Source organism: Cohnella sp. LGH (assembly GCF_017671885.1).
GTDB classification, from domain to species: Bacteria; Bacillota; Bacilli; order Paenibacillales; family Paenibacillaceae; genus Cohnella; species Cohnella phaseoli.
The window spans coordinates 5,498,419-5,513,374 of record NZ_CP072117.1; the positions used below are offsets into that span (position 1 = coordinate 5,498,419).

Below are 14,956 nucleotides of genomic sequence, written 5' to 3' on the forward strand. Positions count from 1 at the left end.
GCGCCGCGTTTGGCGCGCGCTTCGTCAATTGCTGTTGACGGACGTCCGCCATACTTTATCCAGCGAAGCGATGATGTCGTCCTGCGTGACGTCTTTGGCATAGTAGCTTTGCAGCAGCTTGGCCGTCTCGTCCGTCACGCCATTCGGCAGCTTCAGGTCGAGATACGCTTTGCCTTTGGACACGTATTCGCTCGCTTCGTTTACCCATGGGAACACCTCGTACGTATGCACAGTAGCAATCGGGTTAAACTTAAGCTCTTCGAACAGTGCGGAGGAATCTTTGTCATCCAAAATGTAGTTAAGCAGGTCGAGCGCCACTTCTTTATTCGCGCTTTTTGGGGACAGCGCCAGAGAGGTCGAGGTCGCCAGGTTGATCATCGTATCCTCCGGATTGTTGCTGACCGGCAGCGGTGCGACGCCAAACTCCATGCTCGGGTTGACCTTGAGAATCGTCTCCGCGTTCCACGGTCCCTGCACCCACATCGCGGCGCCGCCGTTTGCAAACTCGGCGGAGCCCGCTTCGTTGCCCGTCTCGAACGGCTTATCAGTGCCATTGGCCATAATCAGGTCAATACTGTCGAAGACGGACCGGACGTCGGCGTAAGACGCTTCGCCTGCGTTCATCTTCTCGATCCAGTCGGGATGAGCCGAGGATACCGTGCCGCCAAGCGATAAGGCCATCATTAACTGCGGGATCCACGATTCCTGGAAGGCGAGCAGGAACGGCTTGACGCCGGCCGACTGCAGCTTCTCCGCCGCGGCTTTCATCTCGTCCAGCGTTTGCGGCGGCGTCAGCCCGTTGTCGGCAAATATTTTCTTATTGTAGAGATAGCCCCAGGACAAGCTTTCCAGCGGCAGCGCGGCGACTTTGCCGTCGTACTTCACCGTTTCGGTTACGGCCTCGTACAGCTTGCCAACGAACGGCTGCCCCGTCAGATCGGCGACATACCCCGCATCGAAGTAGGTCGGAATATCGTTGGCATGAAGCGTGTACAGATCGGGCGCGTCGCCCGAGGACAGCCGCGATTGCAGGATCTGCTTCGCCTGATCCGCGTTCGGCATCTCCAATTGGATCGATACGTCGATATTTTTTTCCGCAAGCTCCTTCTCCTTGAACTGAGCAAAATAATTTTCGAATTGATCCTTGAAGCGAGGAAAACTCATAAATACTTTCAGCTCGACCTTTTTGGGAGTTGCCTTCGTCGCCTCTCCGGTCGTCTCGCTTGCGGTCGGCAATGACGACGCCGTGTTGTTGCCGCTGTCGGTCCCCCCGCCGTTGTTTCCCGAGCTGCACGCCGCCAGCGCGGCGGTCATCGTAAGTGCCAGCAGCAGATGAAGCGCTCTTTTCATGCTCGATCCCTCCTATGAGTAAGTTGCAGCTTCAGTATAGCCGAGGGATAAAACGCTTTCTTTCGAGGATTTTAACATCGGTTGTTGTACAATATTGATAGGAATCCCCGCTCACCCGTCCTTGCGCAGCTCTCCGGGCGTCATGCCGTAATGCTTCTTGAACACGCGATAAAAGTAGGCGATATCCTCGTATCCGACAAGCTGCGCCGCATACTTGATCGATACGCCTTCTTCCGCGATCAGCGCCTTCGCTTTTTCCATCCGCCTTCGTACGATGTAGTCCGATAGATTTTCCCCGGCGAACGCCTTGAACATTCGGCTAAGATGCTCTTTGCTGACCAGAAACTGTCCCGCCACCGATTCCAGCGAGATCGCCTCCTGATAGCGGGCATCGATATAGTTGGCTACCTCTGCCATATCAAGCCGGCTGCGCGAATTTCTGAGCTCCAGCAGTGCGTCGATTGCCCGCCCGTAGAGCTCACGCGCTCCCCTCAGCGCCTCACTTCCGCCAGGCGACGAGAACTGCTCGCTCTCCGGGTGCAGCTGCCCCAGCGTCAGCGATTGCTGGGACAGAAACTGCTCCAGCATCAGCGTCAAATCCGCCGTCACCCGTCCCTCTTGGCCCTCTTTCGCCTCACTCTCGTCGGTGCTTCTCATCTCACGATGCAGATGGTCGAACGCCTCCTCCGCCCGCTCTCTGTTCAGCTCCAGCAGACTGGCGTACAGACGCTCCCGCTGCTCCGCGTATCGCTGCAGCGCCGCCCTGTTCGGGAAGAGCGGCGAAAGCGACTGCGCCTCGGACTTTCGCGCGGCTTCCAGCTCCTTTTTGCTCTGCTTAAGCGCAGCCTCCAACTCCTCTGGGCTGATCGGCTTTAACAAGTATTCGATCGCTTTAGAACGGATCGCCTGCTTCAAATAGATAAAATCGTCGTAGCCGCTCATTACGATAATTTTGAGCTGCGGCCAACGGCTTCGCATTGCCTCCAGCAACTCAACGCCGTCCGTTCCCGGCATCCGCATATCGGTGACGACAATGTCGGGTTGAAGCTCCTCGATCTTCCGCAGCCCTTCGTTGCCGTCCTCCGCTTCGCCAACGACTCGCAGCTCCAGGCGATCCCACGGTCCGAGCGCCTTCACTACTTCCCTCGACCACGGCTCGTCGTCGATAATGAGCACGTTAAACATGACGCTCTCCCCTTTCCGCATCCGGCGTGTCGCCGGTTGCCGGCAACGTGATGACCACAAGCGCGCCCGCCCCGCTCTTGCTGAACAGCCGGACACCGTACCTCTTGCCGAAGCGCAGCGTCAACCGGGCATGCACGTTGTGCAGCCCGATGCCTTTTCTTCCGGATCGCGTCTCCGCTTCAGTCTCCTGCTGTCGCCCGCCGCCGCGCAGCTCCGCCCGCAGCGCCGTCAGTCGGGCGGCCTCCATGCCGAGCCCGTCATCCTGCACCATCAGAACAAGCCGCTCGCCGACGACTCGAACGCGCACCTCAAGCCGCCATTTTCCTTCCTTGCGCTGCAAGCCGTGCTCAAAGGCGTTTTCCACGATCGGCTGCAGCGTAAACTTCGGCATCCGCGCCTCTCCCACGCTGTCGTCGGAAGAGACGATCACCTCACATCGGCCCGCAAACCGCTGCTCCTGAATAAACAAATAGTTGGCCGTATGCTTTAATTCCTCGCTAAGACTAACGGTCTGATCGCCTTCGGCGCTAATCGAGTAACGAAGCAGGTCGCCGATGACTTGCGTAATGCGGTAGATTTCCGGCGCGCCTTTCGTCAGCGCCATACCGCCGATCATATGAAGCGTATTATTCAGAAAATGGGGATTAATCTGCGCCTGAAGCGCGATCAACTGCGCATTTTTGACCTCGATTTCGTGCTGGTATTCGTTTTCGATCAACGCTTTGATCCGGCCCATCATAAAGTTGTAGCCCGCCTCCAGCAGCCCGATTTCGTCGCGGCTTTGCACCGATTTTATCTCGAAATCGTGAATGTGCGATTTACGCATCGTTCTTGCAAGGCTCACAATAGGGCGGCTGATGCGCAGCGATACGATAATCGACAACAGGATCGATACCGCCGTAAAGATCGCTCCCGTCCACAACCCTGCCACAATCGTTTTTTCGGCGCTATGATTAATCGTCGCTACCGGAATCGCCTTCACCAGAAACAGTTGGCCGCCGCTAACCCTCCTGGAGAACACATAATGGTCGCTCGTTCGGTCTAATACGACAGACGCCGGCTCCTCGCGCAGTTCAGCCAGGCTCGCCGCCAACTCCTCGGGCGTGAATAACGGCGAAGAGCCGGGAAGCACCTCCCCCTCGTCGTTGAGAAGAAAAATCGCGCTCTCAGGCTCCGATTGCAAGATGGCTGCCGCTTGCTCCCACACCTTGCCGTTAATTCGCGCGGAAATACCGCCAATGAGCGCCTGCCCCTTAAACTCGTTCATTGAATGGTAGGCGCTAAGGGAATCCCCCGCCGCCTTGAAATAAATCCCCACGGGCGTTGTCAGCATCCGGCTCCACGGCCCTTGCCCGATATCGAGCGAATGCGTCAGGCCGCTGCTGGCGTAGTTGACGGAATAAGCCCTGCCCGTGGAATGGATATACAGCGTCAATTGGTCGATTTTGCGGGAAAACGAATAAAAGGCGGTATTCAGCGTGCCGAACAGCCGGTTCTGCAGCGGATACCGATCGCCTGCGTCCAGCGCGTCCACGCCGGACAGTTCGTCGATCAGTTCGGTCTGGATATGAAGCGAATAAAATAGTGTGTCGAGCTGCTGGATCAATTCGTCCAAATACTGGCTCGCCCACTGCATGCGCGACTGGTTGGCATCGATCATTTCCTTTTCCACCGAATCCCGCGTATTGTTGGTCGCCAGCCATGTCACCGTAATGACGGGCAGCGTCGTCATGCAAATCATTAGCATCATGAGCCGGAAGCGGATGCTGATTCCTGTGAACGGCATAGTCTCCTCCTGCTCCCGGTCTGTCGGGAAATCCTTGGTCGGCTTTGTTTTCGACTACAAAAACTCGTCTTCCTGCCGAATTCATCGTTAGCGCTTTCAATATTGCCGGATTAGTATAGAATTGCCTTATAAGTATATCCCAATCCCGTCGCCCGTTCATTTGATTCTATTAATCCGATGTATTGTACGATATTGATGGGGAATGAAGGAGCAACGTCGGCAGATCCCTATAGGACGACATACGCTTGGCTGAACCGAGAAAAAGGCACAGACCTCTCGATTAAGAAAGGCTTGTACCTTTGTCGCAAAATTGACCATCTTCGGCACCCGATCAAAGACTCGAAGAATCCAACAGCCCCCGGTACACGCCAGGAACGGAATCGGGAAGCTCGGGCAATTCATACAGCTTGGCAAGCATATCCGGCATGTTAACGGTTTCCCCTGCTATCTCCTGTTTATCCTTCTGTCGCGCAGCTTCCTCCAGATCTTCCTCAATGCTAAAGCCTCTTCTCGAGCCAGGCCCAGTCCGTCTATCAGCAGCGCCTTGTCCGTAATCTCCAAAACCTCTTCTATTCGATTGAAGCGGATCAGTTGATCAATCTGCTCAACATCCAGCTTGTCCGCTCCGCGCAGGGGCAGCGGAAGGCTTTCGGTTTCGCTTGGCTCAAAGGTCAATACGCCGGCCCCGTAGCTTCTGCCGGTCACCTCGGAAAAAGCAAGCGTAAGAGAGTTCAAGAAAGCCGCGGAAACCCGCGCCCCTTCGTAGCCTTCCTTAAAGCGGACGCGATGAACGGTATCCGTACATGTTGCTTGCGCTTCGTTTAATATAATTTTGGGGTAGCTGTGCACCTGGCGAAGCATAAAAGCATCCGGAACCCATACGGAAGGGACGACGAACCAGTTTTTGCGGATTCTGCATTTGTATCCGGTATGAACGCCTTGCTTTTCGCCGGAAACAATGTACTGCCGAACCTCCTCGGCCTGCTCGCTAAACGGGACATTCGGCAAATGCAGCAAAGCGGTCGCATATTGCCTGGCTACATTGTCGGCCCAATCCTCCTCGGTCATAACGACCCCTTCAAGATGGGCGGACTTCGTAATGATTCTCTTCGTATGCGCGCCCAACTTATTTTTGGCAACTTGAAGCTCGTTTAACGCAAAAAATTCGTTCAGCCCCGTAACTACGCCAACATCGACGTCCAAAATATCCCCTGACACCGCGATTTCAGGGTGGGTGCGCCATTTTCGCAGCAGCGTGATCTCGTCGGCCGTTAAGTAATATTGCGTCCATTTTTCGCTGGTGTGGTCCAGCGGTTTTAATTCGATATTCGATAAATCCTTTGGGTCAAATGCCTGTAAGTCTCCCATCTCCTCAAGCTCCACGACTCTAATGCCGGAATGCCGATCGCCGTCTTTCTCGCACAGCAGCAGCACGACCTCCTGGTTGATCTCGCTGAAGACAAGCTTCTTAAAGGTGATGATCGTCAGCTTGCGGAAATAGTCGCTCAAAAACAAGCGGGTTTGCGCGGCGTAACCGACCTGGAACAGCTCGGCCGGCACCACCATGCCCATTCTTCCCTTGTCGGTCAGCAGCAAAGAGGAGGCGATCAGAAACGGAACCCATGCGTTGGTAAACCGATTGGGGGTCAGCCCGGCTTCCTGCATGATTTCAAAGGCCAGCTTCCTATGCTCCTCCATAAAACTCTGATAGCGAATAAACGGCGGGTTGCCGACAATCGCCTCGAACCTAACCCCGCCATCTATAAAATTCCGGCAATAAGAGAAAAAGTCCCCGTTCCGGACTGCGCCGCCGGCGGGAATCCCCAGGCTCTCCAGCCTTTCTTGAGCCTTCCTGGCCTCTTCGGGATCGAATTCGATTGCGCAAATCTGCCTTGAAATACGGTCGCGGTCTTCAAGTCCACGCTCTCTATAGGTTTGCGCCATCGATTCCAAAAAGTTCCCGTCTCCGCAGCTGGGTTCAAGAATCGTTGCTGTCGGGGAAGAGACGGCCCATCTTGTAATAAAGTCGGTGATCGGCTTAGGAGTATAATACCCCCCTCGCAGCTTCTGATGTGTAAGTTCGCTTTTCATGCTAGATATAATTCTCTCTGGGAGCTCGAAAAACCTCCTCTACGATCAACTTCGACACACTAATGGGCGGAACCGGCCGGATCGATATGGCGTAAATGCTTACGCGTCGCCAAAATGAACAGAACCGATATCAGTACAAAAGCGCCGCCAACGTAAAACGGAACATGCGGATTAAACCATTCGGCCAGCTTGCCGGCAAAAAAAGGCGCTGCCGCCCCGCCAAGAAAACGGAGGAAGCTGTATGCCGCCGAAGCTGTCGAGCGTTCGACCGGGGCAGCGTGCATGACGGCCGTCGTAATCAGCGTATTGTTGTTGCCAAGGAAGCCGCCCGCGAGGATGACGGCCGCAATCACGACTTCTCTGGTCGAAGTCCAGATTCCCATCGCAATCAGCGTCAAAGCGAATAAGGTCAGCATTAGGCACATAGCTTTGATCGTGCCCAGCTTTCTCTCCAGCCATGGAGCCATAAAGACGGAAGTGACGGCGAGCAGCAAGCCCCAACCGAGGAACACGTAGCCGAGACCCTTTTCGTTCAGATGCATGACAAACGGAGAGTACGCGAGCAGCGTGAAAAATCCGAAATTGTACAGCAGCGCCGCAATGCCCAGAATCAGTAGCGCCGGATATTTTAGAGCGCGGAACGGGTCCAGAAGAGATGTTTTTTGAGCCGGTGCAGTTGGTGCAGTTGATGCGATCGGCGCAGCAGGGACGCCCGATACGGCCGTCTTCGTCAATACAACATTCGGATGGCGGGAGGGCATCATAATCAAGAGCAGCAGGAACGCAAGTCCCATCAAACACGCCACGCCGTAAAAAGGCCCTCTCCAAGAGATAGAGCCAAGGCTGCCGCCAAGCAGCGGTCCAACGGAAATTCCCAGCCCGATGGCTGCTTCGTATAAAATAATCGCCTTGGCTACGCCCAGCCGCGAGAACGACACAATCGCCGACAAAGCCGTTGCCACAAACAGAGCATTGCCCAGCCCCCAGCCTCCTCTAAGCCAGACGAGCTCCCATATGCCGCCGGAGTTTCCGCCAAGCGCAGAGAACAAGGCGATGATGACGATCCCGCACATCAGCGTCCATTTGACGCCGAGTCTGGACGAAATTGCCCCTGTCACTAGCATGGCGACCGCCATAACCAAATTATAGCTGGTAAATAATAAAGTCACCTGGCTCGCGGAAGCATTGAGCTTCTCCGCAATCGCCGGGAGAATCGGATCGACGAGCCCCAGTCCCATAAAAGCGATTATGGAAGCAAACACGATCGCCCATACCGCTTTGGGTTGGTTCCAAATGCTTTCTTTGCCTAAAGAATGATTCATAATTAACCTCTTTCCTGATGCGTATAATCGACATTATCCATTATAAAAAGCGAATGATCTGCTGTATAATACATAGTTAGTTATCGATTGATAGCCTTGAGTCTATATATCGAGGGAAGAGGGGCTGCAGAGGCAATGGAATGGCTTCAATTAAAGTATTTTCAGACGGTTGCTCGGTTAGAGCATATGACGCAGGCGGCAGAGCAATTGCACATTGCCCAGCCTTCTCTAAGCAAGACGATCGCCCGACTGGAGGAAGCGGTCGGAGTTGCGCTATTCGATCGCCAAGGGCGGCAAATTCGGTTGAACCAGTTCGGACGGGTTTATTTGGAGAGAGTGGATCGGGCTTTTCGCGAGCTGGAGGAAGGGGAACGACAAATACGCGAAATGGCCGGACTTGCCCGAGGCAGCATCCGGCTGGGCGTATCGATTACGAGCGTGCTTCCGGAGCTGATCGGACCGTTTATTCAGCAGCATCCGTCCGTTCATTTTCGGCAAATCCTCGGCCCTACCGCCGAGATGATTCAACGGTTAGAGGACGGAGACATCGATCTATGGATCAGCTCCGTTCAAGCCGAAGGGGCGGATTTGGAATGGCAAGCGCTGATGACGGAACAGGTATGGATCGCGGCCTCTTCCGAGCACAGGCTGGCCGAACGCGATAGCGTCACGCTCGAAGAGCTGGCGAACGAGCCGTTTATCAGCATGAATACCGGATTTTCCTTCCGCGATTTAATGGACGACCTGTGCCGCCAAGCGGATTTCAAGCCGAACATTACGTTTGAGGTGGACGAGCCGGACGGCATCGCACGCTTAGTTGGGCAAGGGCTGGGAATCGCGTTTATGCCCGAGCTCTCCTTCAGGGCGCGATCTCGGGCCGGTCTTAAGAAGCTGCAGATCGTGAATCGGGATTTCAAAAGAACGACCTGGATCGCGTGGTCGAGGAGACACTATTTGTCGCTGGCTGCCAAACAATTTCGGGAATACATTATCGAGAGCTATAGGCACATGCAGCGGGAGCTTTATGATTAGCCGTTCCAAATTTCCCCGAGCGAACAAAATAACGCCCTTGATCGGCTGCTGAGATCAAGGGCGAATAATTTTATTCTGTTTCAATTGTTACCCTGTGCACGTAATTGATCGATCTTATCCAGAGAAAAGCCGGTTACTCGGGAAATCAGATCAGCGTCCAACTGCTCCTCAATCATCCGCATTGCAACTTGTTCCCTTTCCTCGAGCTTTCCTTCAATCTTTCCTTCAATCTTTCCTTCAATCTTTCCTTCAATCTTTCCTTCAAGTCTACCTTCGAGTCTCCCCCTAAGCTCACCCTCACGCTCAATATCGTCCAAAACTTTTTCCAGCGCCATGTACGATGCATCTCCTTTCACATTTTGGATAAATTGCTGCAGGTTCGGTTCATTCTCCGGCAGCTTTTGCAAAAAGATATTGGCCATCCACGCCATAAATTTCTGCTGGCTATCCTCCGGCATTCGCTGGATGGTGCCCATCAGCTTGCCAAGACGGCTTAACAACTGCTGTCTGTCTTCCGTCTGATCCAGCAAAAACACAGAGCCGATCGTGTTGGACAACGATAGCAGCTCATCTTCTGTATATCGCGCTACGTCAATAAACAAATATTCAAAATTCAGCAATTCCGAGCCAAACATCTCTTCATTAGCCAACAGGCTGCGAAACTGCCGCTCGGCGCTCCACTTCTTCTTCCCATTATACAATACAATCGGAATAATCGGCGGCAATTGAAAGCTTTTCCGGTTGGCAAGTGAAGCTTCCTCGTTCTGTAATAAATAACGCCAAATTTCTACCTGATACAGCAGCAGCCGGTAAGGCATGCGATAATCTACACTCGATTGCATCTCCAACAGCAGGTAAAACACGACGTCTTGTCCGTTCAAGTTAACCCGATACACCAGATCCGCCTCTTGACGCTTGAAATCCTGAAGCACGAAGGAATGCGGAATCTCCTGAACGTGCTCCTCGTCTACCGCCTGCACCCAGCCTCTATCTATGAAGGAACGAAGAAGTTCAACAAACAGCTTTTTACTCGATAATAAAAAACGATACGAGGTGTCGTGTCGCTGGTGCAGGCTTTCAGAATTCGAATTTGAGCCCATAGCAATAGTCCCCCGATCCTTTTTAGTAAATTATATCTATTTCTGGTTATCGAAACAATGAAAAGCGGCAAGCCCCGCTGCCAAATGGGACTTACCGCTTTTCGAGCCATATAAATGCCGCCTGATTTTGACGACTACGCATCCCCCTCATCACTGTGAGATGAAGGGCTATTCCTAAATCCCCCCTCACTCCGAGCTCCCAACCATCGCAACCCAGCTTCTATAATCGTGGATTGCCATTCCGGCATAACCGGCATGCTGGGATAGCTCTCGATGAGCGGTTTGCAGCTCTTGATCCATGAAATTCGGATTCTTGGAATAGAAGGACACGCGATCGCCTTCCAAGCTTCTAGCGGTTTCCACCGCAATGATCAAAGACTTGCCGAGAGCAGAGGCTTCCTTCAACATCGCTTGGGCGTTGGCGACGATCCCGTCTTTCCCCAAGGCATGATTGCGATAATCCATAATCACAAGACTGTCGAACTTCTCAAGCAGCCATGCGCTGAAGCTGTATTCGGTGTCGGGCACTTTAACATTATGAAGCCAAAAAGGGACGTCCAACGCAATTTCTAATCCGCTGCCTTTGGCTTCCTGCTCAATGAATCTCAAATTATGTAACCAGTTTTCAAGAATCATCCGATTATTGGCATCCCATTCAGCCAGCAGATAAGGTTCGATATCGAAATGCAGACCGGCAAAGCGCTCTTCCGACTTAACGGATGCGTTGTACTGCCGAACCCATGCCATAAATGCTTTTATTTGATCCTGTTTAGATTTAAGCCCCCAATCGGGACGACCGGCCAGAGCCTCCACTCGAATTTTCCGTTCTTTGGCGCTTCGAATGAAATCTGCATATACCTTAGGCGCAATATCTCTATTCATGTGAAGGTAGATGGCATTTACGTCGTGCTCGCTTGCAAAGCCGAGAATTCGATCCCGATCGTTTTCAATGATGCGGCTATCCCAAATCCACGTGCCTTTAGGAATTTTCGGCGGAGTCGTCACGACGGCCAGCCTATGCTGCGCATCCCACTCCACTTGAGCTTGAAAAAGCTCGCCGATCAGCCGCAGCGGGATCATAACGCGGTTGTTTTTGATCACCGCCGGCGTATCGAGCGTTATCGTCTCTCCATTCGCCGCTTTCGCGTTGTTTTGGCCGATCGTTACAAGGATCGTTCTATTCGGCATCGAGAAAGCGACTTGGTTGGAATCCTTGTTCCACTCCATCTTGGCGCCCAGCTTTTCCGATACGAATCTTGCCGGGACCATCGTACGGTTCGATTGGCGATCGATATACGGGGGCGCATCCGGAAAATCTACCTTCTCGCCGTTTACGACGATTCGGATTTGGGAAGCGGCGGCAGCGACGGGTACGACAAGCGATACGCATAGGACGATGACCCAAATCCAGATCAGCCATTTCTTCATCATCTACCGCTGAATGCCAATTCTTCCTTAATCGCAGCGACGATTTGCCCGACAAAGCCGGCAAGCTCTTGTTCATTCGGGCCTTCCGCCATCACTCGCACGATCGATTCCGTCCCTGAAGGGCGAACGAGCACTCTCCCGCTCCCGTCCATCCGATTCTCTACCGATCTGATGGCTCCTTCGACTTTCGGATTTCCCGCCAGCTTCGACTTGTCCTCGACTTGAACGTTGATCAGCAGCTGCGGATACTTGGTCATGCCTCGCGCAAGCTCGCTTAGAGATTCGGACTCGGATTTCAAGACGTCCATCAGTTGAATCGCGCACAGCATGCCGTCTCCGGTCGTGCCATAGTCCAGCATCACGATATGGCCCGACTGCTCCCCGCCCAGATTATAGCCGCCTTGCAGCATTTCCTCCAAAACGTAGCGGTCTCCGACTTTGGTTTGTTTGGTCGCGATCCCCTTCCGCTCCAGCGCCTTGTAGAAGCCCAAGTTGCTCATGACGGTAGACACTACCGTATCATTCTTCAAGCGTTGACGCTTCTTCATGAATTCAGCCAGAATGTAGAGGATATGGTCTCCGTCCACGATCGTCCCCTTCTCATCGACGGCAATAAGCCGATCCGCATCCCCATCGAAGGAAAGGCCGAGGTCGGCCCGATGCTCCAACACCGCCCGCTGAACCGCTTCGGGGTGCGTAGAGCCGCATCCATCGTTAATATTCAAGCCGTCCGGTTGATGGGACAACACCACCGTATCTGCTCCCAAGTCGCGGAAAAGCCGGGGCGCCAACCTCGACACCGCTCCGTTGGCGCAATCCACGACCACTTTAAGCCCTTCGAAGCGATGATTAACCGTCGCCTTTAAGTAGGAAAGATAGGCTTGTCCCCCTTCGAGGTCGTCCTGCACCGCACCGACGCCGGCGCCGATCGGACGCGGAATGCGATCCGCATCCGCATCCAGCAGCGCTTCGATCTCCGCTTCGATCTCGTCCGACAGCTTAAATCCGTCGCCTCCGAAAAATTTAATCCCATTATCCTCCACTGGATTATGGGATGCGGAAATCATCACCCCCGCATCCGCTCCCCTTGCTTTCGTCAAATACGCCACGCCCGGCGTAGAAATAACGCCTAATCGGAGAACGTCGGCGCCAATCGACAATAAGCCTGCGACAAGAGCCGCTTCCAGCATCTCCCCCGAAACGCGGGTATCCCGCCCGATCATTATTTTCGGACGTTTCCCCTGCTTGTTCCGAGTTAACACATATCCGCCTAGTCGTCCTAAACGAAATACCAATTCAGGACTTAACGTCCCGTTAGCTACGCCGCGTACACCGTCGGTACCGAAATATTTCCCCATACGTATCGTCCTTCCTTTCATTCCTGCAGGCCGGATTCCGCGGCTCCCTTCCAGCTCTTGTAGTCATGGATGGAGAAGCCTTCATATCCGGAATACCGACGCATAGCCTTATGGCTCAACTGCATTTGCCGCTGTAAGCTGGAGGCGTCCTGGCCGAAAAAAGTAACGTGCTCCCCTTCGTCCGAAGGCGCCGTTTCCAGACCAATGATCACGGGCTTCCCCGCTCGGGTTCCTTCCTTGATCATCGGCAAAGCATGTTCTACAATTCCGTTATCGCCGATGGCGAAATTCCGATAATTCATCAGCACAACGCGGTCGAACCGCTCCAGCATCCAAGCTCCCAAGCTCTCGCCGGATCGGGCGGGAATCTTATGAATCCAGAAAGGGAGATCGGCCGATACCCGCAAGAAGCCGACCCGCTTGGCCCTGTCAACTAAATATGCCGCGTTATCCATCCATTGGCTTACAGCATCGTCACGATCCTGTTCCCATCCCTCCAGCAGATAAGGCTCAATATCGACATGGATGCCGTCAAATGCGGCTTGTTCGCTCACCGCGTTCCGATAGTCTTCCATCCACCCGATAAAAGAGTCGATCTCCCGTCGATAATCGGTTAATCCCCAGGTGGGGTCTCCTCCCAGCGCTTCGACCTCGATTCCCAACCCGTGCGCTTCCTCGACGAAAGCCCGGTACGGTTCAAAATCTTGGGATTCGCGATCGATGTGCAGGAAGATTACGTTCACTCCTTGATCTTCGGCAAATGCGAGTATTTCGTTTTTGTCTTCTATTAAAGCCGTTGTATCCCATACCCAAGTCGCCATAATCGACGGCTTGTCGAAGCGGTCTTTCAGCATAAGAACCGTTGCGATCGCCACGCAGACCAGCATGGCGATCAAAATCATTTTAAGAGGCGGGAGCTTGCTGGGAATGTTGGATTTAAGCGCCGACAAGAACTTTCACGTCTTGGTGTTGAATTCCGGTTCCTAGCTTATGAATGTTATCCGACTTAATGTCTGCAAAAGCATTGCGCGTATCGATAATCGGAACGCCCATTTCCGCCAGCTCATGATAGCTGAAGCTGCGATGATTGGTGATCAACACCATGCAATCGTATTGGGCAAAGGCGTCCGGATCGTATTTCACCGTATGAACGCTGCGGCCCTGTTCGTCCTGGAACGAAGTTGCGTACGGATCGTAATATTCCACCTTTGCTCCGCTTTTTTTGAACAATTCATAGATTTCCAGGCCGGGAGATTCGCGCAGATCGTCGATGTCCGGCTTGTAGGACATGCCCAGCAGCAATACTTTAGAGTTGCGGATCGATTTGGCGTATACGTTCAGCACTTGAGCCGTCTTGTTCAGAACGTATTCCGGCATATTATCGTTAATCGACTGGGCCAATTCGATAAACTTGCTGTAAAAGCGGAATTCTTTGGCTTTCCAGGATAGATACATCGGGTCCAGCGGGATGCAATGCCCGCCGATTCCCGGACCCGGATAGAAGGCCATAAATCCGAACGGTTTCGTAGAGGCGGCCCGAATGACTTCCCATACGTCAATCGCCATTCGATCGCACATCATGGCCAATTCGTTGACGAAAGCGATGTTGATGCTGCGAAACGTATTTTCCAGCAGCTTGGACATCTCCGCGACTTTAGGCGAAGACACCGGAACGACGGTTTTGACCACGTTGTTGTACAGCGATACCCCGAGCTCTTTGCATCTCTCCGTCGTGCCGCCGATGACCTTGGGCGTATTGTACGTATTGTAGTTGGGATTGCCCGGGTCTACACGCTCCGGGGAGAAACAGAGGAAGAAGTCCCGACCGGCCTTTAATCCCAGAGCCTCAAGCTCGTATTCGATTAACTCTTCCGTCGTTCCGGGATATGTCGTGCTTTCAAGAACGATCAACGTTCCTTTGCGGATATATTTCTTGATTTCGTTCACAACGCTCACAATAAAGGAAGTGTCCGGATCCTGGTTTTCGCTGAGGGGGGTCGGCACACAGATGCTGATCGTATCCAACTCCCGCATCGTTTCGAAGCGGTTCGTCGGCACGAATTTCCCGCTGCTCACGGCATCGGCCACGACGGGACTCGGCACGTCTTGAATGTAGGATTCGCCGCCAAGAAGGGACTCTACTTTACGGTTATCCAAGTCAATGCCATATACGGTAAAACCGCCTTTTACCATTTCCATCGCTAGCGGCAAACCGACGTATCCCAGACCTACGACGCCGACTTTCGCCGTTTTATTTTGCAGATTTTCTTTTAAGATGTTGTATGTCATACTATCCGCTCCTCG

Annotated in this window: 11 protein-coding genes; 1 reads left to right on the forward strand and 10 read right to left on the reverse strand. The window is 53.4% G+C overall.

From position 1 onward, the window contains the following. Positions 1-24: 24 nt before the first annotated feature. The 5 genes from J4772_RS23440 to J4772_RS23460 form a co-directional block, all read right to left on the reverse strand. Positions 25-1,350, reverse strand: a complete 1,326-nt coding sequence (locus tag J4772_RS23440; RefSeq protein WP_209071618.1) for an ABC transporter substrate-binding protein — start codon at positions 1,348-1,350, stop codon at positions 25-27. Between the two features lie 111 nt (positions 1,351-1,461). Next, on the reverse strand, positions 1,462-2,535 hold the full coding sequence (locus J4772_RS23445; RefSeq protein WP_209071619.1) for a response regulator: 1,074 nt from the start codon (positions 2,533-2,535) through the stop codon (positions 1,462-1,464). Next, positions 2,528-4,321: a sensor histidine kinase gene (locus tag J4772_RS23450; protein WP_209071620.1), complete on the reverse strand. Its 1,794-nt coding sequence runs from the start codon at positions 4,319-4,321 to the stop codon at positions 2,528-2,530. Before J4772_RS23450 ends, J4772_RS23445 begins: the two co-directional genes overlap by 8 nt. A 444-nt stretch (positions 4,322-4,765) precedes the next feature. Then, positions 4,766-6,412, reverse strand: coding sequence for an N-6 DNA methylase (locus J4772_RS23455; protein WP_209071621.1), 1,647 nt, complete (start codon positions 6,410-6,412; stop codon positions 4,766-4,768). Positions 6,413-6,471: 59 nt separating this feature from the next. Next, positions 6,472-7,734 (reverse strand): MFS transporter, encoded by a 1,263-nt coding sequence (locus J4772_RS23460; RefSeq protein ID WP_209071622.1) that lies wholly within the window; start codon positions 7,732-7,734, stop codon positions 6,472-6,474. A 135-nt stretch (positions 7,735-7,869) separates the two neighbouring features. Between J4772_RS23460 and J4772_RS23465 the strand changes: the two genes are divergently transcribed. Further along, the gene (locus J4772_RS23465) at positions 7,870-8,766 is read left to right on the forward strand and encodes a LysR family transcriptional regulator (RefSeq protein WP_209071623.1); all 897 of its coding nucleotides are present in this window, start codon (positions 7,870-7,872) and stop codon (positions 8,764-8,766) included. Positions 8,767-8,846: 80 nt separating this feature from the next. On the opposite strand, the gene J4772_RS23470 is transcribed toward J4772_RS23465, so the two are convergent. The 5 genes from J4772_RS23470 to J4772_RS23490 all read right to left on the reverse strand — a co-directional run bounded on the left by J4772_RS23470 (position 8,847) and on the right by J4772_RS23490 (position 14,941). Then, positions 8,847-9,866, reverse strand: a complete 1,020-nt coding sequence (locus J4772_RS23470) for an Rpn family recombination-promoting nuclease/putative transposase (protein ID WP_209071624.1) — start codon at positions 9,864-9,866, stop codon at positions 8,847-8,849. Positions 9,867-10,052: 186 nt separating this feature from the next. Next, positions 10,053-11,297: a copper amine oxidase N-terminal domain-containing protein gene (locus J4772_RS23475; protein WP_371822724.1), complete on the reverse strand. Its 1,245-nt coding sequence runs from the start codon at positions 11,295-11,297 to the stop codon at positions 10,053-10,055. Further along, positions 11,294-12,652: a phosphoglucosamine mutase gene (gene glmM / locus J4772_RS23480; RefSeq protein ID WP_209071625.1), complete on the reverse strand. Its 1,359-nt coding sequence runs from the start codon at positions 12,650-12,652 to the stop codon at positions 11,294-11,296. The genes J4772_RS23475 and glmM overlap by 4 nt, the downstream gene beginning before the upstream one ends. Positions 12,653-12,669: 17 nt before the next feature. Then, positions 12,670-13,602, reverse strand: a complete 933-nt coding sequence (locus J4772_RS23485; RefSeq protein WP_209071626.1) for a hypothetical protein — start codon at positions 13,600-13,602, stop codon at positions 12,670-12,672. Further along, entirely contained in the window at positions 13,589-14,941 is a 1,353-nt protein-coding gene (locus J4772_RS23490; protein WP_209071627.1) for a nucleotide sugar dehydrogenase, read from the reverse strand. Before J4772_RS23490 ends, J4772_RS23485 begins: the two co-directional genes overlap by 14 nt. Between the last annotated feature and the right edge of the window lie 15 nt (positions 14,942-14,956).